General features: G+C 44.1%; 19 protein-coding genes and 1 tRNA gene. 5 read left to right on the top strand and 15 right to left on the bottom strand.

Annotated elements, in window-relative coordinates:
• Nucleotides 1–226 precede the first annotated feature (226 nt).
• A complete protein-coding gene (locus OA34_RS07790; protein WP_039674112.1) occupies nt 227–1,495 on the bottom strand; it encodes a surface lipoprotein assembly modifier in 1,269 nt (422 codons plus the stop codon).
• Between the two features lie 181 nt (nt 1,496–1,676).
• Between OA34_RS07790 and OA34_RS07785 the strand changes: the two genes are divergently transcribed.
• Entirely contained in the window at nt 1,677–3,437 is a 1,761-nt protein-coding gene (locus OA34_RS07785) for a 7TM diverse intracellular signaling domain-containing protein (RefSeq protein WP_039674110.1), read from the top strand.
• Here OA34_RS07785 and OA34_RS07780 read toward each other — a convergent pair.
• From OA34_RS07780 to OA34_RS13675, 4 genes are all read right to left on the bottom strand, one after another.
• Complete coding sequence (locus OA34_RS07780; protein WP_039674108.1) at nt 3,434–4,093, bottom strand: response regulator; 660 nt, start codon at nt 4,091–4,093, stop codon at nt 3,434–3,436. The genes OA34_RS07785 and OA34_RS07780 overlap by 4 nt on opposite strands.
• A gap of 75 nt (nt 4,094–4,168) precedes the next feature.
• On the bottom strand, nt 4,169–6,715 hold the full coding sequence (locus tag OA34_RS07775) for a glycosyltransferase (protein WP_039674106.1): 2,547 nt from the start codon (nt 6,713–6,715) through the stop codon (nt 4,169–4,171).
• A gap of 94 nt (nt 6,716–6,809) precedes the next feature.
• Entirely contained in the window at nt 6,810–8,702 is a 1,893-nt protein-coding gene (locus OA34_RS07770; RefSeq protein WP_286682919.1) for a putative bifunctional diguanylate cyclase/phosphodiesterase, read from the bottom strand.
• 22 nt (nt 8,703–8,724) lie between these two features.
• Nucleotides 8,725–9,105, bottom strand: a complete 381-nt coding sequence (locus tag OA34_RS13675; RefSeq protein ID WP_286682918.1) for a hypothetical protein — start codon at nt 9,103–9,105, stop codon at nt 8,725–8,727.
• Between the two features lie 120 nt (nt 9,106–9,225).
• Between OA34_RS13675 and OA34_RS07765 the strand changes: the two genes are divergently transcribed.
• The 3 genes from OA34_RS07765 to OA34_RS07755 are packed head-to-tail and all read left to right on the top strand — an operon-like array spanning nt 9,226 to nt 12,067.
• Nucleotides 9,226–10,821 (top strand): ABC-F family ATP-binding cassette domain-containing protein, encoded by a 1,596-nt coding sequence (locus OA34_RS07765; protein WP_039674104.1) that lies wholly within the window; start codon nt 9,226–9,228, stop codon nt 10,819–10,821.
• The gene (locus tag OA34_RS07760) at nt 10,811–11,149 is read left to right on the top strand and encodes a translation initiation factor (protein ID WP_039674102.1); all 339 of its coding nucleotides are present in this window, start codon (nt 10,811–10,813) and stop codon (nt 11,147–11,149) included. Before OA34_RS07765 ends, OA34_RS07760 begins: the two co-directional genes overlap by 11 nt.
• 3 nt (nt 11,150–11,152) lie before the next feature.
• Nucleotides 11,153–12,067 (top strand): AEC family transporter, encoded by a 915-nt coding sequence (locus tag OA34_RS07755; protein ID WP_039674100.1) that lies wholly within the window; start codon nt 11,153–11,155, stop codon nt 12,065–12,067.
• On the opposite strand, the gene OA34_RS07750 is transcribed toward OA34_RS07755, so the two are convergent.
• From OA34_RS07750 to OA34_RS07705, 10 genes are all read right to left on the bottom strand, one after another.
• Nucleotides 12,059–12,757 carry a potassium channel family protein gene (locus tag OA34_RS07750; RefSeq protein WP_039674098.1) on the bottom strand — a complete coding sequence of 233 codons (699 nt, stop codon included), beginning with the start codon at nt 12,755–12,757 and terminating at the stop codon, nt 12,059–12,061. The two genes, OA34_RS07755 and OA34_RS07750, sit on opposite strands and share 9 nt — an antisense overlap.
• On the bottom strand, nt 12,754–14,316 hold the full coding sequence (locus OA34_RS07745; protein WP_039674096.1) for a potassium channel protein: 1,563 nt from the start codon (nt 14,314–14,316) through the stop codon (nt 12,754–12,756). The genes OA34_RS07750 and OA34_RS07745 overlap by 4 nt, the downstream gene beginning before the upstream one ends.
• A 38-nt stretch (nt 14,317–14,354) precedes the next feature.
• Entirely contained in the window at nt 14,355–14,561 is a 207-nt protein-coding gene (locus OA34_RS07740) for an Rdx family protein (RefSeq protein ID WP_256497325.1), read from the bottom strand.
• Nucleotides 14,562–14,615: 54 nt separating this feature from the next.
• Nucleotides 14,616–15,845: an EAL and HDOD domain-containing protein gene (locus OA34_RS07735; protein WP_039674092.1), complete on the bottom strand. Its 1,230-nt coding sequence runs from the start codon at nt 15,843–15,845 to the stop codon at nt 14,616–14,618.
• Nucleotides 15,846–15,880: 35 nt separating this feature from the next.
• The gene (locus tag OA34_RS07730; RefSeq protein ID WP_286682917.1) at nt 15,881–17,224 is read right to left on the bottom strand and encodes a M14 family metallopeptidase; all 1,344 of its coding nucleotides are present in this window, start codon (nt 17,222–17,224) and stop codon (nt 15,881–15,883) included.
• Between the two features lie 41 nt (nt 17,225–17,265).
• Nucleotides 17,266–17,652 (bottom strand): HIT family protein, encoded by a 387-nt coding sequence (locus OA34_RS07725; RefSeq protein ID WP_039674091.1) that lies wholly within the window; start codon nt 17,650–17,652, stop codon nt 17,266–17,268.
• On the bottom strand, nt 17,649–18,527 hold the full coding sequence (locus OA34_RS07720; RefSeq protein ID WP_039674089.1) for a radical SAM/SPASM domain-containing protein: 879 nt from the start codon (nt 18,525–18,527) through the stop codon (nt 17,649–17,651). The genes OA34_RS07725 and OA34_RS07720 overlap by 4 nt, the downstream gene beginning before the upstream one ends.
• Before the next feature lie 10 nt (nt 18,528–18,537).
• Nucleotides 18,538–20,367, bottom strand: coding sequence for a GGDEF domain-containing protein (locus OA34_RS07715; RefSeq protein ID WP_286682916.1), 1,830 nt, complete (start codon nt 20,365–20,367; stop codon nt 18,538–18,540).
• A gap of 15 nt (nt 20,368–20,382) precedes the next feature.
• On the bottom strand, nt 20,383–22,194 hold the full coding sequence (glmS, locus tag OA34_RS07710; protein WP_039674087.1) for a glutamine--fructose-6-phosphate transaminase (isomerizing): 1,812 nt from the start codon (nt 22,192–22,194) through the stop codon (nt 20,383–20,385).
• Nucleotides 22,195–22,338: 144 nt separating this feature from the next.
• A complete protein-coding gene (locus tag OA34_RS07705) occupies nt 22,339–24,864 on the bottom strand; it encodes a [protein-PII] uridylyltransferase family protein (RefSeq protein ID WP_039674085.1) in 2,526 nt (841 codons plus the stop codon).
• A gap of 166 nt (nt 24,865–25,030) precedes the next feature.
• Between OA34_RS07705 and OA34_RS07700 the strand changes: the two genes are divergently transcribed.
• Nucleotides 25,031–25,106: transfer RNA gene (locus OA34_RS07700), tRNA-Lys, on the top strand.
• The last annotated feature ends 66 nt before the right edge of the window (nt 25,107–25,172 follow it).

The following is a 25,172-nucleotide window of genomic DNA, read 5'->3' as shown; positions in this document are numbered from 1 at the left end:
TTTTACAAGAGCATCTTTTTTTTGTAAATGGCTATTAAAATTTTTTAATCCTTCTGCCGTATTTGTATTAAATTGTCCGCCTTTGGAAAAATCGTCACTGGTAGTTCCGACATAAGGATTAAAAGCATTTTCGCCACACACATTCCCGCTTAACACTATGCACGCCGCTACCGAAATGGCTATTTTTTTCATTGTATTTTTCATTGTTTGCCCCTAGTTTTGAATGTTAAAAATTTTTGGTCAACGTTAGCATCGTTTGTTGACGGTTATAGTCGTACATGTCGATGGTGGAACTGTTTTTCGTGTAGGTGTACGAGAGGGTTACGTTTGCCGCCCATTCTTGGATTTGGTAGTTGAGGTTGGCGGTTGCGTCAAAACGTTTATCGACTCTTCCCGTGGCATATGCCGCTTCGATGCCGTCGTAATCGGTTTTACTATAGCTTGGAGAGATATAAATGCTCCACTCGGCATTGATGGCATTAAAGTAACCGACGTTGACGCCTTTAGAGTTGTTTTCAAAAGTTTGGACGCCCGAGTTTTCATGTCCTAAATAGCCACCGAACGTAACGTATGAATGGTTATCTACTAAATAGCGCAAAGACGGCGAAAATGTGATGGCGTTACCGTCTCTATCGCTGTTATCGTAGTAGTGTTTCTTTTGAAGCGCAAGGCTGGAGATAAGTAAAAGTTCTTGGGAGAGCGCATAACTGACTTGCGGTACGATACCGTGGCTAAAGGAGTAATAATCTTTGTCGTGACCGATCTTGATGCGATTGACGACATAAGGCAGAGCAAACGTCCAATCGCCTTCTTTATACCCAAACCCCGTCGAAAGGGAGAGATTGGTCGAGTCGTACGTATTGACTTTGCGGTAGTCGATCGTGCTGACGCCGATGCTGTTTTGCCATGACCATTCATCTGACATGTCATAACTATAATCCGCTCCCGCTTTAAGCGTTAACGCCCAATCTCGCGTATTTTTTGCATTTTGATCGAGGGTAAACGGCAAGTCGTACATTAATACGGAGTCGATGCTCGGTCCTTGATTGGCGTTGGTATCGTACATGTAGCCTGCGCCGACGTAAGCGTTCCATTTTTTAGGAGACGAAGCGTCGATAGTCGCTAAGAATCGATCGATATTCTCGCCGACTTTCGCCGGAGGATTTGCCGATTTGACGTCTTGAAGTAGACGTTTTGCTTTTGCTTGGTCTTTTTCCAAATAATACACTTCGGCTAACTCAAGCTTAACGCGTAGGGCGTTGGGTTCTTTCTCGAGCAATTCGGAAAAATAGGCTTCGCTCTCTTTTAATTTGCCCGTTTCTTTCGCCGACATCCCCAGTAAAAAAAGTCCTTGGTTGGAAAGCGATTTGTCCGCATACGCAGGTGTTAACAACTCGTAAGCAATTTGCGGTTGATCGTTTTGTAAAGCCTCTTGCGAACGCACCAAAATACTTTTATCTTCTTGTGCAAGAAGATTCAGTGTTACTAAACTCATTAAAACCGTTATCTTTCGATACGAAACCCTCTTCATAGAACTTGCCCCTCTGTCATAAAATATTCGCCTTATATTGTAGTATCGCTGCGTTACGTGTCCCGTTATATTTTTTACTATGTACGATTTTTTGATAAATTTATCGTATGAAAGGTATACTTTTTGGAAAAAACGTGGATAAGCGATGCAAAAACTTTTTGTGTGGTGTCTGTGGGTACTTTCTTTATCGGCGGCTTCGATCGATATAGGGCAGAGCGATAACGTCTCGTTACTGGAACACGCCGAAATCTACCTTGAAAAAGGTGCAAACTTTGAAGTCTCGGACGTGCCGCCGCAAGAGGTCTTTCAGCCTTACATGTCATCTTTTATCAGCCAAGGGTATTTAGCCGATGAAGCGGTTTGGGTGCGTTTCAACCTCAAAAATGAAAGCGCCGTAACGGTGAAACGTTTCTTACATGTCAATAACTCGATGCTTGATAGCGTCGTGCTGTATGATAGCAATGGTAATGTGTTCAAAAGCGGTATTCTGTATCGAACAGTATTTAGCGATATTTTTGATTATTACTTTTCGGTTGAACTCAAACCCTTAGAAGAGCGAACGTTTTATCTCAAAGTTTTGAGCAACAGTTGTGCGACGTACTTTCATGTGCATTCTGAGAGTGAGGCGGTTTTATGGCAAAAATCACTCAAGAGAGAGCTTATCTTAACGCTTTTATTTTCCGTCATGGGAACACTCATCGTTTACAATACCTTTATTTTTCTTTTTACCAAAGAGCGCGTTTATCTTACCTATGTGTTTTATTTGTGCGTGGTGGTTTACAATAATCTAACGTATACGGGGATGTCTTTTCTCGTGATGGAACCGTTTTTTTCGTATCAAAAGATGCTTGCTTGGGCGCGTATCGATGCTTATTTGGGACCTTTATTTACGATTGCCGTTTCCGTGGCGATTATAGTCTTTATTCAAGATTTTATGCGGATAAAACGCTACCCTAAACTATATCGAAGTTTTCAATGGCTGTTGTTAGGAAGTGCCGGTTTTTCATTGCTTTATCTTGTGATCAATGAGGGCATGTTTGAGTGGATTATGTATTACATGTGTTTTATTTTGCTCTACATCTTGGCTATTGCCGTTTATCTTGTGTATAAGAAAGAAGAAAACAGTGTCTATTTTCTTGTGAGTTGGGGTGTCAATATCACGGGGACGTTTTTATTTTTACTTTACAATATGGGCGTTTATATCCCCCATAACGGCGAGTACTGGTACTTCTACGAGTTAAGCATGGTCTTTGAAGGACTTGTCTTTTCCATCGTGCTCTCCAAAAGGCTCAACCGTACCAAAGCCCTTGCTTCGGCGTTGGATACCGAACGTATTTTGATACGGGAATTGCATCATCGCGTTAAAAACAATCTCCAGTTTATCGTCTCTTTGTATCGACTCAAGTTGCGTCCGAGCTTGGATGCTATCGGGAAGTCCAAGCTCGTCGAGGCAGAGAGTAACGTACGCTCTATCGGTAAGATTCATGAGATTTTACATGCGCATCAAAATATCTCGGAACTCGCCGCTTCGGTGTATATCAACGATCTGATTAAAGAGATTAAACGAGGGTATCCGCAAAGCAACATTACCGTGGTGATCGAAGCGGACGAGGTGGTTCTCTCGATCGATCATGCGATTTATTGCGGTTTGATTATCAACGAGCTGGTGACCAATGCGCTCAAATACGCTTTTGACGCACATGAAGGGGAAATCATTCTCCACCTTACCTATGCGCAAAAGACGTACAGTTTGGAAATTTACGATAACGGAAAAGGGTTTGAATGGGGCGAGAAGCGCGATTCGTTCGGGATCTCTTTAGTCAAACGGCTAATACACGATGAACTTAAAGGAACGTTGCACTACGAGCAGACACACGGGAGTCATTATACGATTCGATGGCGCTAGTCGTTGAGTTTGTATCCGCTGTATTTGACGACTTCAAACGAAAGTTCGGGTAGTTTCGTGCGTAAACGATGCATCAATTGCCTTCGCGCCGTATCGCTGATAACGCTATCGGACCAGATAACTTCGTCGATGTAGGAGAGCGGAACGATTTTACCGCGATTGTGAAGCAACAATAAAAAAAGTTGTTGCTCTTTTGCCGCTAAAATGACCGGTACGTCGTTTAAATAGAGCTGTTGATGTTTGATACTGTAAACGTAGCCTTGTCCGATGTCGATAAAAGCAGAAGTCTCTTGAATCCTAAGCGCGCATAAACGTAACGAAGCGATCAGCTCTTCTTCGCGAAACGGTTTTAAAATATAGCCCGTGATACTGATGGAAGAAGCTCTTTTAAGCGTTGCTTCATCGCTAAAAGAGGTCAGAAAAATCACATGTGAATGGTACAATTGTTGGAGCATTTGCGCCGTTTCGATACCGTCGATTGAGCCTTTGATCTGAATATCGGCTAAAACGACGTGAAGGCGGTATTTATGGGCAATTTTCATAGCACTTGGCGTATCCGAAGCGATAAAAGCGTGAAATCTAGGCAAGGTGTCGACGATGCTTTTAATATCCAAAGCAATAATCGGATCGTCTTCTAAGATAAGGACATTGACCATAAAACCTCTTTAGAACGTAAATAGCGGTAGTATAACATGCGTGCGTTACGCATTGCGTTATAAAACCGCAGCGTCTTAGGCTGCGGTTTGGGATTTGGGTTTCATCGATTGAAGTTCAATGATGCGAAGGATAATCGCCGAGTAGTACGGAATACTTTGAATCAAAAGCGTAAACGCAAAAACGTAAATTTCGGTAATGCGCGTAAAATTGGTAAAGTAAAGCGCAAAAAACGAAATCGTTAGTAAGCTTGCCAAAATCATCTCGTGACGGATCGGATTTTTATTTACTTTTTTCGTATTGCCGCCTTTTTCGGTACGTTTGAACGGAAGCCCGTCTTTTACGAATCCGTCGTAAACCGCTTTAAAGATGACCAGTTGGAGGCTCATCGATGCAATCGCACTCAGAATCGTCTCTTTAATGCCCATTTTGACGCGGGTATGGTACAAAATAAACGCATGCAAGATGTTAACCAAGAAGGCAACGACGATAGGCAAGGTCAGCGGCAAGGTCGGGATCGTAACGCCGACGAAAATGATAAACGGAACCCAAAAAATATTTAAAAATGCAGTCATCGCGCCGAATGCGTCGGAGAGCCAGAAAAACCAACCTGCGACGAAGTGGTATTTTTGGTACGGTGTTAAGGTTTTGGAAGAGGGCATAAAATGACGCCAATGCTTTTTCAAAATCTGAATCGCACCGTACGCCCATCGATGGCGTTGCGTTCGAAACGCTTCAACGGTATCGGGCAATAGTCCCCAGCCGTAACGGCGGTTCGTGTAGTGTGCGCTGTAGCCCGCTTCAAACAGGCGAAGTCCCAATTCGGAGTCTTCGACGATCGTATACGTCGTCCAATCTCCCACTTCGTGCATCGCCGAGAGGCGCGCCATGAGCATCGTTCCGTGTGCAACGATGGCGTTTTCTTCGTTTCTTTCCACCATACCGATGTCGAAAAAGCCCGCATACTCGGCATTCATCGCTTGCTTGATCAAGGATTCGTTACCGTCTCTGTGATCTTGCGGTGCTTGAACGAGCGCGACTTTAGGATCATCGAAAAGCGGTACGAGATCGACGAGCCAATGATCGCTTACGACGTAGTCCGCATCGATGACCGCTAAAATCTCGGCTTTTTCGTTCGTGTGTTGGAGGGCAACGTTGAGCGCACCCGCTTTAAATCCGGTACAGGTAATGTTTAAAAAGACGAATTTGTCGCCGAGTTTTTTGCAATGCTCTTCAATCGGTTTCCAGTAAAACTCTTCGGACGTGTTGTTGATGACGACCAAAACTTCGTAATTGGTGTATTGCATTCTGGAAAGCGCATCCAGCGTTTCGATGAGAACGTGCGGTTGCTCTTTGTATGCGGGCACGTGAATCGAAACAAACGGAGCGTGTTCTAGTTTCAGGTGAAGCGGTACGAGACGCTTAGGCGCAATACCGAGCGTACATTTGAAGAGCTCGTTGATCTTTGCCAGCGTGATGATGACCAAAGGAATCATTAAAATAATACCCATCACCCACATGACCCACATACCGAAGTTCATATAGTAAACAAACGGATAGGTTGCCGCCATAGCGATACCAAATCCCATCGCCTGAGCCGCGGCGGCAAAGGTCATGGAATGCGCGAAATTGACGCGCTGGTTGCGCAGACCGAAATAGGTCAGTAAAATACCTAAAAAGACGGCTCCCGCCATTTGGTAACGCCAAAGAGGGTTTAAAACGGTTTGTTTAACGAAGTGAAATTTCGGTTGTTTATTAATATCGAACAGTCCCCAGTAAGGTCCAACGCTTCCCTCGTGAACGCCTTTCCACGGCTGATCGAATGCTTCGACGATATTATAACTCCATTTGTTCGCTTTTGCCATCTCTAAAAAGCCCGTAATCGCGGCGATTTGATTGCTAAGCGTGGCTTCGGCTTTTTCATTGTTGTAACCGCTGCTCGGCCAACCGAATTCCCCGATCGTAATCGGTTTTTTAGGATACATTGCGGCGATGGCGTCGTATTTTTCCTTGGCGAAAGCCAACGTTTTTTCGATAGGAATTTTTTCCCAGTAGGGAAGAATATGCACGTTAATAAAATCGACATGTTTGGCAAGTTCTTTGTTGGTCAGCCAGACATGTTGCACCTCCGCAGACGTTACCGGAATCCGCGTACGTTTGGAAACGCGGTCGATGTACTCGATGAGTTCGTCGGACGTTAAATCGGCACGCAGCAAAACCTCGTTTCCGACGATGATGGAAGCGATACGCGGTGCATACAGTTTGGTTAATTCAAACAGGGTTTCGATTTCGCCTTCGTTGGCACCTTTATCCGTGGAGAGCCAAAGACCCACGTCGACTTTGAGCTTGGTATCGCCGACGTTTTCCAAAACGCGTTTAGCGTCGCTGATAGCATAGGTACGAACTTTACGCGCGATACTCTCGATAATTTTCATATCGTCGGCGATTTCTTGATTGCTTTTGGGTGCTTTATCGAAACCTTTGTACGGCGTGTACGAGAGGGACTCGATTTTATCGCCGATTTGAGGGGACGTAACGATTTTGTCGCCGCCTCGCGTCCAAATGAAAACTTGCACCAACGAGGTGAGGAGAATAGACAACAGAATGTATTTGAAATATTTCAATCGAATGCTCCAAAAAGGATAATGTTTTTAAGCCGCACGCGGTGCCGCTAAAAAGTAGAAGATTTTACAACAACTTTGTTTAAAAAAATGAAGCCTATGGTTCCGAGATAGGTTTTTTCCCTTGAAGAAAACGTTCCAGCTCCTCTTTCAAAAGCGGTTTCGCAAAATAGTATCCTTGAAAAAGATCGCATCCCAAAGTGCTCAAAAGCTCTTTTTGCGCTTGAGATTCAACGCCTTCGGCAACGACGCGCATCCCGAAATTTTTCGCAATCGCTATGATATTGCGTACCGTACTTGCCGATACGTCGTCTTTTAAAATTTCGTCGATGAAGCTTTTGTCGATTTTGAGCTCATCGATAGGAAGTTTGCGTAGCATGCTCAAAGAAGAGTACCCCGTCCCGAAATCGTCCATCGAAATTTGAATGCCCATCGTTTTAATCTCTTGTAAAAGCGGTACTAAAAAATGAAGATCTTCGATAAAGAGATTTTCCGTGACTTCCAGCGTTAACGAAAGCGACCTAATGTGCGTTTTTTCAATCGTTTCGATTAGATGTCGTAAAAAAGAGGGGTCGGTGAATTGGCGTACCGAAATATTGATCGAGACGCAAAAATCGTATCCGAGGCGTTGATGCATGTCGTGCATTTGCGTACAAACGCTTTCAAGAATAAATCGTCCGATGTTCGGCATTAAACCCGAAGCTTCCGCTAAAGGAATAAACAGATCGGGAGCAACGGAGCCTAAGTGTGCATTGTTCCAACGTACCAAGGCTTCGACTCCGTGAAGCCTCTCTTGCGCGTCGACTTGCGGTTGGTAGACCATAAAAAGCTCATGAGTGTCGAGGGCTTTTCGTAACTCCTGTTCGACGTGAACGTTACGTAGAAAGCCTTCTTGCATCGTTTCGGCAAAAATATGCGCACTGTTTTTGAGTTTTTTGGAAGCGTAAAGGGCAATATCCGCCGCACGCATTAACATGTCAAGATTTTCCCCGTGTTGAGGGTAAAGTGCAATACCGACGCTAGCACCGATCGTGAAACGTAACGTATCGATCGTATAAGGCTTGGAAAGGGTCTCGATGAGGTGCGTCGCGAAATCGAGTACCGCTTGCTTCTCGCACAATGGCGTGAAGAGCATAAATTCGTCGCCGCCGTAGCGGATAATTTCGGCATCGGAGGGCAGAAGCGTTTTTAAACGGTTCGCGATCTCGACTAAGAGCCTATCGCCGTAGTGATGACCGAAGCTATCGTTGATATTTTTAAAATGATCCATATCGACGTATAAAAGCGTAAACGGGGGAGCGTCTTTTGCGATTCGGTTTGAGCTCACGGTTTGTTGTAAATAGTTGCGGTTGGGTAAGTCGGTAAGTTGATCGTGCGTTGCTTGGTACGTTAAATCCGCACGGCGTTTGGATTCTGCTTGTGCAATAAAGAGAAACAGAAGGTAAAAAACCGTACCGAAAAGAAGGAAAACGCCTGCATACAGTCCGAGCGTTTCCATAAATTCTCCCACAATAACGTCAAAAGAGGTTTGCGCCACGATCCAAAGTTGGTACTGGGCATTGTATTTCAACGAAGAGAGGTAGCGACGAGAATGTTCGTCTTGATAGCGAAACGACACCAAAAGTTCGTTGTTTTGCAACGTTTTAGGATTGAGCCCGTACGTATCGAAAATCGTAGTCCAAATACGCTCCATCGTCTCGGGAGGAAAAGGCTTTTGATAGGTTCGGTTGTACTCGTCGTGTTCTTGCGAACGGTATTGTAGGTACAAATCACTCTCGCGAATCACCGAAACGACGAGATTTTGGCGATAGCGCACCGTGCTAATCAGACGGTCGAACGTGCTGGTAAGTTTCAAAAGTGCGGTCATCACAAACAGAGGCTTTCCCTCGGCGTCGCGAATCGTTTTACGAATCGGCATCGCCCATCTTTGAAGTTCGGGCGTAAAATAGGTGCGACCGAAAACCATCCCTTTGTGTGAAAGTGCGTCCATAAAAGAGGCATAACTTTCGGGTCTATTTTTGAGATTTGGGAATACGCGTGGGATCGCTATCGGAACTGCCGTAGAGAAAAACGCCCTCGGGCGTCGTGACGCCGAATGCCAAAACGTCGGGGTTGTCTAAGAGTGCTCGGGCGTACTTGCCGATACCGGAAGGGTGATGTACGTAACGGTCGTCTTCGGCGATAGCCGCTCCTAAAACGTCCATTAAACGCTCTTGCGTATCAAACAAAGAGTGGGTTGCGTTGGCGATCAATTCGACGGTATTTTCCTGCGCAATTTGGTACTTTAAAGAGATGTTTTGCCATTTAAAATAGCTGAGTACAAGAAATAAGATAACGGCGGTTAAGGTTAAGCTGTAAAAAATAAACCAAATATTTTTTTTGAAAAGTGCCACAAAGCGTTCCTTACCACAATCTGCGTGCATTAATTGTAGCATTTTTTAGTCCGATTGGGCGATAAATCAAGATAAAAGAACCTTAATGGTATAATCCGCGAAAAACTAAAGCGAGTATGTATGGTCGAAGTTAATAATCTAACGATGCGCTTTTCGCATCAGCTTTTATTTGAAAATATCAATCTGAAATTGGACAAAGGCAAACGCTACGGATTGATCGGCGCAAACGGCGCGGGTAAAACGACGTTTTTAAAAATTTTATCGCGTCAAATCGAGCCGACCAGCGGTAATATTTCAATTGAAAACGGTCTTCGCGTCGGCGTTTTAAACCAAAACCAGTATGCGTTTGAAGAGTATACCCTCAAAGATGCGGTTATGTACGGCAATAAAAGATTGTACGATGCAATCAAAGAAAAAGAGCATTTGTATGCAACGGGCGATTTTAACGACGATAAAGTCAACGACCGCTTGGCGGAGTTGGAGATTATCTGTGCCGAAGAAGATCCGACGTATGAAGTGGAAGTAAACATCGAAAAGATTTTAGCCTCTTTGGGCTTTTCGGTCGATATGCACGACATGTTAATGAGCGAACTTACCGGCGGCGATAAATTTAAGATTTTGCTGGCACAAGTGCTCTATCCCAAACCGGACGTTTTATTTCTCGACGAACCGACCAACAACTTGGACTTGGAAGCGATTTCGTGGTTGGAAGAACAGTTGGTGCGCCATGAAGGTACGATGGTCGTGATCTCGCATGATAGGCACTTTTTAAATGCGGTCGTGACGCATATTTTAGATGTCGATTTTAAAAAGATTCGCGAATTTACGGGCAATTACGACGAATGGTACATGGCGGCAAATTTGATCGCCAAACAGCAAGAGATGGAGCGCGATAAAAAGCTCAAAGAAAAAGAGGAGCTCGAAGCGTTCGTGCGCCGTTTCTCCGCCAACGCGTCTAAGGCCAAACAAGCGACTTCCCGTCAAAAACGTCTTGAAAAGCTCGATATCGCCGATATTCAAACCTCTTCGCGAAGGGATCCGAGCATCGTGTTTCGCATGGGGCGCGACATCGGTAACGAAGTCTTGGAAGTCGAAGGCATCGAAAAAAGCTACGGTGATCAAAAAGTGTTGCATTCGGTTTCGTTTAAAGTCGAAAAAGGCGAAAAAATAGCGTTAATCGGTCATAACGGCGTCGGAAAAACGACGTTGTGCAACATCATCATGGAGCAATTGGAGAAAGACGCCGGAACGATTAAATGGGGCGCGACGATTATCCCGAGCTATTTCCCTCAAAATACGACCGATATGATTAACGGTGATTTGCAGTTGTTTGAGTGGTTGCAACAATTTGACGACAAAAAAGATCTGGACGAGATTCGTAAATGTTTGGGGCGAATGTTGTTCTCGGGCGAAGAGCAAAAAAAAGGCGTCGGACAACTCAGCGGCGGGGAAAAACACCGTATCGGACTTTCGAAAATGATGTTGGAAAAAGGCAACTTTTTAGTGTTAGACGAGCCGAACAACCACCTCGATCTTGAGGCGATTATCGCTTTGGGCGAAGGATTGTTCAAATTCCCCGGCAACGTGATTTGCGTCACGCACGATCGCGAACTGATCGACGCGTTTGCCAACCGAATTATCGAACTTCACGCCGATGGGAGTATGATCGATTTTAAAGGCAATTACGAAGCGTTTCGAGAGACGTATGGCCGATAAAAAAGCCCCTTTTACGATCGGCTCGTCGTTAGATTGTATTCAAGCGTGGGAAATGGAGGAAGAAAAGTCCTCCGTGCTTACATGTGAGTTTAAAGAGCCTTGCAAGCACCTTTTAGTCATGCATATGGAAAAACGCCAAGGCAAGCCCGTCAGTATCGTCGAGCCTTTTTTTCTAGGCAAAGAGGCGTTGAGCACTTTGTGTTCGCAGTTGAAAAAAAAGTTGGGAAGCGGCGGTACATGTAAAGATGATCGATTGGAATTTCAAGGCGAATGCCGCGAAAAATTAAAAGTATTACTGCAAGCGCAAGGATTTCGTTTTAAAGGATAAACAGTGTCGACTCTTTTAATCAACGCGTTGTTACCGATTGCTTTGATTATTTTTACGGGCTACCTTTTTAAGCATATGAAATTTCCTACGGCGGATTTTTGGCCGAAGATGGATCGCTTTACGTATTACGTTTTGATGCCTTCGTTGTTGGTTTACGAACTCGCCGTCGCCAAAATCGACGTGAGCCATACGGTCAATTTGGTGGCAATCAGTTTGTCGGGAATTTTTCTCGTTCTGGTACTTTTGATGTTGCTTAAGGGCGTTTTCCATTTTGAAAACCGAGCGTTTACCTCTATCGTTCAAGGCGGCATTCGTTTTAATACCTATGTTCTTTTGGCTCTGGTCAATGCGCTTTACGGTGCACAGGGCTTGGTTTTAAGCGCAATCGTCATCGCCTTTGCGATTCCGTTCATCAACGTCTTGTGCATTAGTGTTTTTGCGATTTATACGCGCGAGGGAACGTTTTCGATGAAACGTTTTTTGACGACGGTCGTGAAAAATCCTCTGATCGTCGCATGTGCGATCGGCGGATTGTTAAACGTGCTTGGAAACCCTTTGCCGACTTTTATGCTTAAAAGTATTGCAATTATCAGTCATGCGGCGTTGCCGATGGGGCTTTTATCGGTCGGCGTGGGATTGGAGTTAAAGCATCTAAGCCATGCTAAAAAAGCTCTGGTCGTCTCTTCGAGCGCTAAATTGGTCGTTTTCCCGCTGATTGCCTACGCTTTAGGAACATTTACGGGATTAAGCGGTATGAGTTTGAGCATCGCCGTTATTTTTGCTTCGATGCCTACAGCAACGTCGGCGTATATTTTAGCACGCGAAATGGGCGGAGACGTCAGTTTAATGGCGTCGATTATTACCGTGCAAACTTTGACATGTATGGGAACGCTTTTTTTGATTCTTCCGTTACTCTAAACAAAAATCCGTCTTAAAACGACGGATCTCGCTCATTGAACCTATAACGACAAGAACATCTCCGGCGTCGAGCTTATGCGTATGGCCTTCGGTAATGAAAATAAACTCTTTGGTTAATTCTTTATCGTGGAGTCCTAACAGTAACATGTTATATGCTTTCCATGCGGAATATTGACTCAAAAGCGTACCGTTGAGAGGCGACGTCTCGGTCACGGTCAGTTGCGCCATATTGACGTCTTCTTCTCCAAAAATCGTCGTTTCGACGATTTGCATGACTTCGGGTTGCGTAATAAGCTTGTAAATTTTTTTACCCGTAATTTGGTAAGGATCGAGAATGGTCGTCGCTCCGGCAATTTCGAGCTTATGAACGGCATCTTTCGTGTGCGTGGTCGCAATGATAGGAACGTTTGGATCGATAGCGCGCACGGAAAGGGTTAAAAAGACGTTGTGTACGTCGTCGTCAAAAAGGCAAAAGACGAAACCGACGTTTTGGGCGATACCGAGCGATTCGAGCGCATCGTCGTCGCCGTAGTCGCAGACGATCAGATCAAATCCCTCTTTTTGCGCTTTGACAAGAGCCGCTGGGTCGTAATCGACCAGCCTGAACGCGTAGCCTTGTTTTTTGAGTTTTGTCGCAATTTCTAACGCCGTACGGCTAAAACCGAAGAGTAAAATCAAAGCATCGTTCATTCGCGACTCCTCTTCTCGTTTTGTTTGCGAAAAGCGTTAATAGCGTGTTTACGCCCCATGACGATGAGGCTGTCGTGCGGTTGCAAGACAAAATCGTCCGCAGGGTTGAAGAAGAAGTGTTTTTCACATGTACTTTCGTCTTGACGTACGATACCGAATAAGAGCAAACGCCTAGAGGATAAGCTCAAAGCAGTAACCGTTTGGCGGTTAAAAAAAGAGTATTCATGCACAAAAATACTTTCAAAAACAATACCCGTATTTTCGCTAAGTATTCCTTCCAACGCGGCATACGAAACCGGTTGGGTTACCAGTTGCGCACCCAGAAGGCCGATCGTTTCATCGGCACTAAACGCATAATTTGCACCGGCAAGCAAATACTTTTTCTTGTGCGCCGCTTTAATGACGCGCGCGATAATCGTCGCGTGAGGACTTAAGCTTCGAGCGCTCAACGTGATAAAAATATTCAGTTCGTCGCTGTTGGTTGCACAAATGATATGCGTAGCACGTTTGTCGATACCGAGTGTTCCTAAGAGCTTGCTTTTGGAGGCGTCGCCTACGATACCGATCAATCCTCTTTCTTGCGCAAGTTTGATTTTCGCGGCGTCCGTATCGATAATCACCAAGGCGTTTCCGTCTTCATGGAGCATTTTAGCAACGACTTCGCCGACCCTTCCGTAGCCGCAAATGAGAATATAGCGTTCAAGTTTTTCGATGTCGTAGTAAAGACGGCTCTCTTTTAGCTCGACGAGTTTGTTTTGAAACGACGAGACGATAATGGATGTTAAAAATGCCAACACGCATATGCCGAGAATAATCAACACCATTGCAACGACCATACCTTCTTGCGTTAAGGGGACGATGTCTCCGTATCCGACGGTTCCCATCGTAACGATAGACCAATAAATCGCATCAAAAAGCGTGTTGATTTTCGGATTTTGATTGGTTTCAAAGATATAAATTGCCGAACTGCCCGCAAAAATTACAAAACCAGCAAAAATTGCCAAGGTCATAAGCTCAAATTTCTTTTCATGTAAAATGGCGGCAAACGTTTTCATACTTCTGGCATAGCGAAAGAGCTTAAAAATACGGAACAGAAGAAAGATACGCAAAAATCGAAGCGGTCTGTAACTAGGCAGAATTGCTAAAAGATCGATAATTGCCAAAAGCGAAAAAACGTAATCTAATTTTTTACGAACGACTTTGGCAAGCGCACGTCCTAAGGAAAAAGGGAGATTGTTTTTAAGTGCGTATTCATAGTGTTCGATAATAATCGCATGGCTATCGGAATAGATCCAAAATCGTAAAAGATACTCTAAAATGAAGATGAAAAGCGATCCTTGAATGATCCATTCAAGGACGGATTCATCGGGATGCTTGACTTCATAGAGTAAACATAAAACGCTTAAGACGACTAAAATGACCATAAAAATATCGAAATAAAACTTGATTTTGGAATGAGGGTACTCTAAAAGTGTGCGTGCAGCTTCTTTCAAACGTCGGTAAGAAACGCTGGTGTCAAGAAAATAAGCGAAACGAATCACTAAAGTAGCCAATGACACAAGGCGTTCCTTAAAAGTTAATTTGGTTACGCAAGATGCTAAAAAGACGTTTTGCGTATGAGCGTTGCGATTTCTCCGATTTCGGGGAAACGCTCAACCTTGGTTCCGATTTTCTCGGTTTTGGAAAAAATGACGACATTATCGACGACAACGTCGAAAAAACCGCCCGTTTTAGGGCTTAACGTAATGGAGGCATCCGGAAATGCTTGTAAAATTTCTTCTTTCACACGGAAAGCTCTTGGCATATATCCTCAACGCGTACAATAATAAATCGTAACATTCATGTTTCAATCCTTTGATTAATGTTCGGTTTCTTCAACAAAAACGAGCGCTTTGGTGCATGCCTCGTAGAGCTGATCGGTTGTAAAGCAGCGCGTATCGTTGATGGAATTGACGATATTTTGAGCATCGTTGGCATGGTTCATCTCAATTGCGATTTGCAATAAATTGCCTAAAAATCCCTCTTTGCGCAATAATGCGATTTTGATTTCGTCGTCCAAGTGAATATGCGCCAAGAATTCTTCCATCGAAACGTTTAGATAAGCGTCGATGAGCGAGAGACTTCCGGTTAAAAACGCTTGGTTAGCATACTCTTTTTTATTGCAAATGAGCGTGAGTTCTTCCATAACTTTAGCACGAAATTTCGCATTGTTAAACAATTCGCCTCCGAAAGGGCGATGGTTCGGCGTCATATACAGAAAAAGTCCGAGCCACGAAAGCAGTTTTTTAGGACCGAGCAGCAATACCATCTGTTTGATCGAGCTAATTTTATTTTTAAAATGGTAAGCACCGGAGTTGACATGTCGTAACAGATTGTAGACCAAATCCGGACATGTCGCAAAACGACTCGCGATAAAGGTCGCGTCGCTGTCTTCGTGAATGCAGTTCATCAATTGGATGGCACTTAGCGTGTTAGGCTCGATTTTACGGCCGCTTAGGATAACGGGTTTTTCAAAAAAATAGCCTTGGTAAAACGTAAATCCGTGGTGAAGACAGGCTTCATGCTCTTCATAAGTTTCGATCTTTTCCGCCAATAAAGGGATATTGTAGTGCGCCAGTTTTGCAACGGCTTGCGGAAGATTGTCCAATCCGATGGCTTGAATATCGACTTTGATAAAATCGATGTAGGGGAAAAGAGGTTCATAGGCTTTAAACATCGCTTCACTGCAATCAAAATCGTCTAGGCTCAGTCGGTACCCCAATGTTCTTAAATGCTTAATGCGCTCGTACAATGCCAAGGAAATTTGCGTATGTTCTAGGATCTCAAACCCGAAATACTCTTTGGGGAGCAGTAAAATCGCATCGCTAAAAATCATCGTCTCGTCGACGTTGATAAAACCGAACTTTTGTCCGATAATAGGAGAAAGTCCGATATTATGGATAATATTTACAATGACGCGTGCGGTCGCCTTGGCGTTGTCCATAAAGGTCGCAAGGTTTTGCGTATCGCCCGAGCGGTACAGCAATTCATAGCCAAAACAAGCCCCTTCGGTGTTAAAAATGGGCTGCCTACCGACATACGTGCTCACGAATCGTTCCTTTCAAGAGAGATCAAGACCTACGTCTATTTTTTGCTTTTGGCCGCATCTTCAAATTTAACCGTGACGATACCGCAAAACTTTTTATCTTTATAGAATTGTACCATGTAGATGCTTTCTTGTTTATCGATAGCGTAATTACTCATAATTTCTTTTTGCATAATCTTAAGACCGCTTTCGTTTTCGACGCCGTGTTTGGAATAACCGATGACGTTAATGCGGTACCCTCTAATCGGTTCGACCGAAAAGTCGTTTTTAACGGTGACGAGCGAGCCGATTTTCACTTTTTGGACTTTCCCGTCGATGACGATCGAAACGCTATCCAACGAATGATCGAATTCGATAAAATCGGGAATCAGCGTCGAGACGACTTGGTTACCGTTCATCACTTTGTAGACGTTTTTTTCTTTAATGACGGCAACGAGCGGGTTATTGCTTTTATATTCCAATTTGTTCGGATCCATCGGAAAAAAACGAATGGAAGATTTGAGCGTTGAAAGGTCTAAGAAAATTTTTGTCGGAGGAATTTCAAGCGTGCCGTCGTCTTCGAGGAGTTTTTTAATCACGGGTTGCGAGAGTTCGAAAGGGCGTGAAAATTTTATACCCATAAGGTCCATAAATTTCTCGATCGTACGCAGTTGATAATAGACTTTTTGGGAAAGATCGGTAATGTTTTTACTGGTTTCGATTGCAAAAGCGGGCTTATTGTTCGTAATCGAAAAATAGGTCAAACTTTGTTGCATTGCTTTATCTTGCGTCTTGGTATTGGTATTTTTGACGTTAAATTCATGGACGTCTTCAATCAGTGCGATATTGGTTTCTTGATTGACTTTTTTTGCGATATCACCTAAATTACCGAATTTGGCACTGGGAATTTGCTGTTGATCGATAATCGTCGCTTGTCCCCATGCTTTGGGATTAAAATCTTTATTGAGGTTGCGTTCTCGGTAAAATCCGATGCCGTCGTGAAGGTTGAGCGTGAGGTCGACTTTGGGCGTTAAAATCAATTTTTTGATTTCGTTTACAATCTCAAGGTCTTTATCTTTGGGCTCTATTTTGGCAAATTTTCGGTTCATATCGCCGTAAACGCCGCGCTTATTTTGGACGATACTGTCAAAGTTAAGGTTGGGAACGACCCAAACATTGCCGCTTTCGATTTTATAATGTTTGGCTAAAAGCATCGGCGCGAAGTATCCGCCCGGTTCGTCTCCGTGAATTCCTCCGATAATCAATAGCGTGCTACCGGCTTGGGAGCTCTCTTTTTTAATCAGCGAATAGTGTAAGTTAGCGGCATCAAGTGTTGCGATGCAAAGAAGGCAAAGAAAGATCAAACGTTGAATCATCGTCATGGGCATGGTTATCTTTTTCATAAAATTTTTTCCAAGAAGCTTAGCAAATAGGAGATTAAATTTTACCAAAGCTTCTCTTTAGCCGACAAGTTTTCACGTAAAACGGTAACAAACGCTTCAAACGAAGGGAGAAAAAGTTGTGATTCGCGTTGTTGGGTTCCCCACATGGATTCGGGGAAATGCGTATCGTTTTGAAAGCGTGCCATCACGTGAATGTGCAAATGCGGCACGTAATTGCCGAACATCGCAATATTGATTTTATCGGGAGCGTAAAAATCGAGCATCGTTTTTTCAACGACGAGCATGGCGTCTAAAAGAACGCTTCGCGTCTTTTCGTCACAATCGCTGAGCTCTTTGTAAGGGTGTCGGCTAAAAATCTTAACCCACGGGATAGAAGCGTTTTCTTTTTGAAGGTAAAAAAAGTCGTTTTCGTAAATGTTTTCGTTCATTGTTCATCCTTTTGAAATCGGTGTTTATAGGTGCATTTTCGACATAAGGTTTCCACACAGCGACCTTGTCGAAAACCTTGGAGAATCGTTTGGGCTCTTTGAGCGTTTAAAATCGTCTCTAAAGAGTCTACATGTAAGTTTCCAAGCGGTATAACGCCTTCTTTATCCAAGCAACACGGAACGACGATACCGCTTGAGAGAATGCCAAAATGCGATTTTAAACCCAAACAAGTTCCTTCGCTCTCGTTCGTCGAAGCTAAGGAAGGCCATTCGAAATAGCGATCGAAATGCACGAGGACTTTTTCGGCAAGACGAAGCGAACGCGGTCTTTCGCGCTCGATGGTTTGGGCGTCTAACGTAACGCCGAAGGCTTGCGAAAGGTAAGCAAAAAGCATAGCGTTAAACGCTTTTTCGCTTTGCTTTTCGTCGAAATTCCAGACGCGCAGATTGATAAAGAGGTCTTTGCGCGTCTCGTTTTTTGCGCGACACAGTTCAAGGATGGGTTGCATATACGCTTCAAACGAGAGCGGCATAGCGTTTTTGTTGTAGCTATTGAGCGAGATATTCACTTGTTTTAAAGCAGGGTGTAAAAGCGTTTCGTGCGAATGTTTACCCAGATAGTATCCGCTGGTCGTTAACAAGCCTTGCAATCCGTATCGCTTCGTTGCGCCGAGGTAAGCTTCAAGGTTGGAAAGGCTCAGAGGATCGCCTCCCATATGGTAAGCGATCTCTTTCGTATAGGCTAAAAGTTGAGCTAAAAGAGACTCGAAAAAATCGAGCGACATGGATTGAGGTTTCAAGGTGCTTTGCGGACAAAAGCTACACTTAAGCCCGCAAATATTACTCAGCTCGACGTAAACGCGATGAAACTTCATTGAACTCCCGTTAAAACGCGTTTTTGAGCTCTTGCTCGTCTAGCATGGAAGGGTCAAAACGTTTGACGCAATTGCGCCCGCTCTCTTTGGCTTTGTAAAGCGCGATATCCGCAAATTTGATGCATTTCCAAAGCGAATCGGAATTTTTCGGGAAGATAGAGGCTCCGACGCTGAGTGTTTTGTAAAACGCCGTGCCGTTAGGTGCTTGAATCGGCGTCTTTTCAAAAGCGAGGCGAATTTTTTCGGCGATATTTTGCACCATCGCTTCATCGCATTCGTAAAGCAAGACTAAGAACTCTTCGCCGCCGAAACGAAACGCCGTATCGGCCTCGCGAATATTCTCTTTGAGGCATTTGGTAAGGGCGCGAATCGCTTGATCGCCGACATCGTGACCGTAGGTATCGTTGACCATTTTGAAAAAGTCGATGTCGATCATTAAAATGCCGTAAACAATGTTATTGCGTTTGGCTTGCGAAAGGGCTTTTTCAATATATTCGTCCAAATATTTGCGATTATACAGTCCGGTCAACGCATCGGTCGTCGAAGAGACTTTTAAAATTTGCGTTAGGTTCTTACTGACGAGCTCGGGACGTGCGGCATCGATATAATTTTGAATTTTCGGCAATTGCGCTTTAATTTGGTTTAACTCTTCGTCCGAGCGCGCCCAAATACTAAGGAGCAATTCTAAATCGTTGGAAATGAGATAAGGAATACATAAAAAATGCTGACACGCGTCGCACGTTTCGCAGATATTGTGAAACTGATCGGAATAGACCGACTGTTTCGTACGAAGAGCGCGACACGACATCTCGACGTTACGTTCTTTCGTGGAAGCGTCGAAAACGACTTGCGGACGGAAAAACTCTTTTCCGGATTCGACCAAGACGAAATCGTTAAGTGAAAAGTCGTTTTTTAAAATCATACCGATACGGCGATATACTTGCTCTTTATCTTCGTCGAATTCAATGGTTCGTTTAAACTGGTAAATATCGGACAGTTCATGCACGATTGCTTGTGCGTCGAGCAAAAGATCGGGTTGATGATTCGGAGAGAGTGCTAGAAATTTTTTGACGGTCACTTCGATGTCGTTGAGTGTGTTCTCCAGCTTTTCTAAAAGCGAATTGATCCAGAACATCACGTTATGGCACTCTTTATCGCTGCCGCTAAAACGAATACGTTTGCTATAATCCCCCTCTTGGGCTTTGTTCATCACATAGGTAATGGAATCGAAAAGCTCCATGAGAGGTTTCATCGAGTTGTTGATGACCAAAAAGACTGCCGTCATAATGACCAAGGAGAGTACAAAAACGCTTAAGGACGTCAAAATACCGTTCGTGCGAATTTCGGAAATATCAAAAACGATGCTGATCGCGCCTAAAACTTCACCTTCTTTAGCGTGGTGACACTCCATACAATTAGGGTTACTGCGTTCTTTAGCGATGTAAGGCGTACTGATGCGAAGTTTTGCCGTATGCGAACTCTCTTCGCTTTGCTGATGCACCAGACCGGTTTTAAGCGTTTTATCATCGATGTCGTCGCGTACGGTTTCATTGTTGAACCCTTTACCGAACTGCTTAATGACCGAATCGCTGCGAACGACCCATAACGCTTCGACGCCTTTGGCTTGGCTGATTTTATTGAGAAAAAACTCGCGTTGATCCATTGTTCCGGTGAGCATATGCGCCGAAAGACCGTCTTGAACCAAGTCGGCAATGATTTGCGCTTTTTCCTCCGCGTTCTTTATCCCTAAATTGCGGATGGAAAGTGCGGAATAGAACATGGAAAGCATAAAAGAGGCGAAAATCGTTCCGACAATGACGATCGAGAGTTTTTTCTGCATTGCGTATCCTTAAATTTATTCTACCGTAACGCTTTTGGCTAAATTTCGAGGCATATCCACGTCGTTACCCAAACGCACCGAAATTTCCAAAGCAAGCAATTGCGTTATGACCATCATCTCAAAATATTCGCTCATAACATGGGTATGCGTTCGCGTTTTAATGACGTCGTCCGCCAAATCAAAAGGTTCAGGACTAATAATTAACATCGTCGAATCACGCGCTCCGAGCTCTTCGACGTTACTTTTCATCTTATCGTAGAGGAGATTTTTGGGCATTAGAGCGATCGTAAAAAGTTCGCTGTCGGCTAGTGCAATCGGCCCGTGCTTCATCTCTCCGGCAGGATACCCTTCGGCGTGTAAGTAGCTGATCTCTTTAAGCTTTAAAGCCCCTTCCAACGCTAGGGGATAAAAAAGATCGCGCCCGATAAAGAAGAAGCCGTGACCGTGCAAATAGCGCTTGGAGAGGCGTCTGATTTTTTCGTGAACGCTTTCGTTGACTTTTAAGACCAAAGGAATATGCAACAACGCGTCGATTTCGGTTTTCATGCGTTCTTTTGTGATCGTCTTTTTCTTTTCGGCAAGAAAGAGGCTTAAAAGCCATAAGGTCACGACTTGCGTCGCAAACGCTTTGGTACTGGCAACTCCTTTTTCGATGCCCGCACGCGTTAAAATGCTCATGTCCGCGGTTCGTACGATAGAAGAATTATCGACGTTACAGATAGCAAGGGTCTTCATACCGCCTTTTTTGGCCATTTTTAACGCTTCTAAGGTATCGGCGGTTTCGCCGCTTTGGGAAATCACGATAAAGAGCGTTCGAGGCTCTAGCAAAGGGTCTTTATACCGAAATTCGCTCGCAATTTCGACGTTGGAGCGGATTTTGGAAAGGCGTTCGAAAAGATAGCTTGCGCTTAGTGCGGCATGGTAACTCGTACCGCAGGCACAAATTTTAATCGCATCGATTGCATCGACGTCAAGAGAAGATAGTTCGTCTAAAACGACGCTATCTTCTTTGGTTCTGCCCATCAGCGTTTCGGTCACGACATGGGATTGTTCGTAGATCTCTTTTTCCATAAAATAGCGGAACCCATCTTTTTGGGCGGAAAGTTTGTCTTTCGTTAATGCTTTAAATTCAAGGCGATGTTCGATACCCTCGCTTTTAAGCGTGACGGTTTTGTTTTTTGCCCAGCCGTATTGACCGTCTTCGAGGTAGCATACTTCTTTTGCCAAACCGATTAGCGGTGCGTCTGAGGAGCTGAAAAAGACTTCGCCGCATTCATTTTTGCCGAGTAGAAGCGGTACGGCGTTTTTAGCGAAGAAAATGACGTCGGGTTGTTTTTGCGTAATCAGTAAAATCGCATACGCGCCGTGAAGCGCTTGGATCGTAGCTTCGAAGGCTTGAAAGCAGTCGTTCAAAAGGCGCACGTTTTTTTCAAACAGATGCACGGCGACTTCCGTGTCGGTTTGGCTTAAAAAGTTGACGCCGTCTTTGAGCAGTTCGTCTTTGATCTCTTTGTAGTTTTCGATAATACCGTTATGAATGATGTACGAAAATTCGCCCCAATGCGGGTGCGCGTTGGCTTCGGTCGGTTTGCCGTGCGTTGCCCATCTTGTATGTCCGATGCCGACGCCGAATCCTTCCGAGCTATAGTGCTCGACTTTGCGTGCAAGGTTGGAAAGCTTTCCCGTGGCTTTAAAGGCGTCGATTTCGCCGTCTTTTAAAACCGCAATGCCTGCCGAGTCGTACCCTCTGTATTCAAGCTCTTTAAGTCCGCCGAGTAAAAAGCTTCTTTTTTCCGCCGTTCCGATGTATCCTACGATTCCGCACATACCGTTTTACCTTTCTTTTCTTATTGAGAGTTCTTGCAAAAGAACTTTTTGCACATCTTTGAAGCAAAGCTTGAAAGACTACGTTAACACACGCACCTTTGGGTGCTTTTACTGCTTGTAAAACTTGTTTTGCGAGCAGCCTATTTAGAGAAAAATGCCGAGAATTTTCTCTTTATTGTCACATAAAGGGACTGTTTTTTCAATTAAGATCAAGTTTCGCGTCTTATTCTTGATCGTTTGTATTTTTGCCATCGCAATGTCGATGCCGTATTCGTCGAACATACTCATCATGTACGCCATCAAGCCCCGTTGGTTCTTTGCGTTGACGTGCATGAGCGCGTACGATTTGGAATGTTCGCAGTTGAGGTCGATCTCGCCTTTTAAAATAATCGGCTTTTTTAAGACGGCTTTTTTATGCATGTCAAACGAATTTTCGATCAATTCTTCTATCAGCGGAATATCGCTTTCGTCGACTTTTTCGTTAAAGTCGAGTTGAAAATATTTTTTGCCGTCGAAGAGTTTGTAAATATCCATTTGCACCAAATCGAGGTAGGAGAGTTTCCCCAAAAGGTAGCCGATATTAAAGCTGATACCTCGAATCACGTTGATACTGAGATGATCGTCGTTTTTAATCACGTAACGGTACGAATTAAGCGGCGTATCTTCTGCTTCTTTGACGGTTTTGACGATGGCTTGCGGTTTGAGTTTTAAAAAGAAAAAGTTTGAAGGCACCGAGAGCGTTTTTTTCTGCAAGGTTTTGGAAAGCTCTAAAAATTCGGGGCTCTTTTTCAGACTGTTTTCTTTACGAAGGCGTTTGGTCGTTTCGTCGATGAGCTCTTCTTTATCGAACATTTCCATCGACGCGTTGTAAAATTCTCGTAAAAGCTTACCGATAAAACCGGTGTAAATATTGTCGTTAACGGCGTTCATATCGGCATACGTTAAAATGTAGAGCATTTTTAAGACATGCGGGGTTTGAAGTTTGGAGATAAACGCCAAAACGACTTTTTCACTGTAGATGTCTTCGCGACTGGCGGTATTGCTCATCAACGTATGGTAGCGAATCAGCGTTGCGCCCGTTTCAATCGCCTCTTCGGAAAAATAGAGTTTGGAGGCGTAAATGCGGAAAATCTTCGCGCCCAGCTCGCTGTGGTCGTTTTTACGTCCTTTGCCGATGTCGTGCAAAAAGGAGACCAAGCGTATTAAGGCTTTGCCTTCGGGGCATAAATCGTCGAAGAGCGATTGAATGAACGGATCTTTGATATGTTCGAGATGATAAAGCGTATGCAACGAGTGAATATCCGCCGGAAGTTTGTGGTATCCGTCGAATTGCGCGAGGTTTTGGATCTGTTTCAACGGTTTAATTAATTGTTGAAGCAGCGAAGCTTCGTAGAGAACGTTAAAAAGCGCATACACATTGGACTGAAATAAAAGCGCGTAAAACTGTTTATAGATTTTTTTAGAGTTATGGGCGGCAAAACGCGCTTGTCGGATGTAATGAATGTAGCTAATATCAAAGCTCACGTCGCGATCGTCGAATTGTTGCAGTTGTTCCAAAACCGTTCCGAGCGTCGGGATCGGTTTTTTGAGCGACGCGTATACGCAATGATCGACAAGGTACAAACCTTGGGCGATACGTCCTTGTTTTAAGACGCTTAAGCGTGAAGGCACGGCAAGAAGCGAAGCGGTGAGCTTACGCGTGAAGATTTGGAACGTAATGTCGATCGTGTGCATGCAGGCAAACGTTTTGGAGGCAAGTTGCATCTGCGCATTTTTAAGGATTTTGTTTTCAAATCCCAATTTTGCGGCGACGTCCGGAATATACTCAAGGATCAAGACGTCTTGTTTTTTCTTGGCGCTGAGATGTAACGCGGAGCGTACGCGGTAGAGAAATTCGAGTGCGCTTCGAAACTCTTTATACTCCTCTTCATCGATAACTTCGGGGACGCGATCTTTGAGGCGAATGCTTCCGAAGAGAATTTTACAAATCCACGAAAGCGTATTGGCGTCGCGTAATCCGCCCACACCTTCTTTGATGTTGGGTTCCATGCTCATCGGGTTTTTTTTACGTCGCTCTTCGCACGCTTGAATGATGCTTTGAATGACCTCTTTTTTTTGCCAGCGTTGGATTTTAAGCAGTTCGCGTTCGGTTTCCATCCAAAGCAGTTTCGAGCCGCACAAAAAACGCGATTCGAGCATCGCGGTTTTGATTGTCAAGTCTTGGTTGCTCGCATGGACGATCTCTTCGAGTTTGTGCGTACGATGTCCTAGTTTCATTCCCGCATCCCACGCCAAATAGAGCATCGATTGAATAATCGGCTCGATGTTGTAGCCCGGAACCGCTTTGTAAACGACCATCAAATCGACGTCCGAATAGACGCACAACTCTTCCCTTCCGTAACTGCCCATCGCAACCAGCACGATCGGTACGGCATTGGCAAAAGGCATGTAGTAGCCAAAATATTTGCGAAGCGTGTATTTGTAAATGATCGTAATGAAATGATCGATGGTTTTGGTATGTTTTACTAAAAAATCTTTACCCTGATTCTCGGTAAAAATTTCGTTTAAAGAGCCTAGATAATGTTTGATATGCTCTTTAATCAGTTTTGAAATCTCAAAGTCGTCCGCATTTTTTTCGATTAAATCTTCAATAATTTCTTCGATGTCCATCCTACTTCCTGCTCTCGTTTGAAGTCACATATGATACATTAAAAGAGCTTGTTTGTAACCAAAACGTAATAAAATCGTGACAAAAATTTTCCGAGAGACTCCAAATAGGGTGTTAATATTTATTTTAACAAGAAAGGAGTAGGATTTCAAAACGCAAATCAAGCGCGGTCCGTTAGCTCAGTTGGTAGAGCATATCACTCTTAATGATGGGGTCGTAGGTTCGAAGCCTACACGGACCACCACCTCTTTGTTTCCTCTTTCGCACGCTTAAAAGTGCGATATAATGCTCTCAAAAAATTTCATTCACG

The sequence above is a fragment of the Sulfurospirillum sp. MES genome (assembly GCF_000789415.1).
In the GTDB taxonomy this organism is placed as follows: domain Bacteria; phylum Campylobacterota; class Campylobacteria; order Campylobacterales; family Sulfurospirillaceae; genus Sulfurospirillum; species Sulfurospirillum cavolei.
The sequence above is the reverse complement of the archived record's forward strand: the minus strand, read 5'-3'. Positions and strand labels throughout refer to the sequence as shown.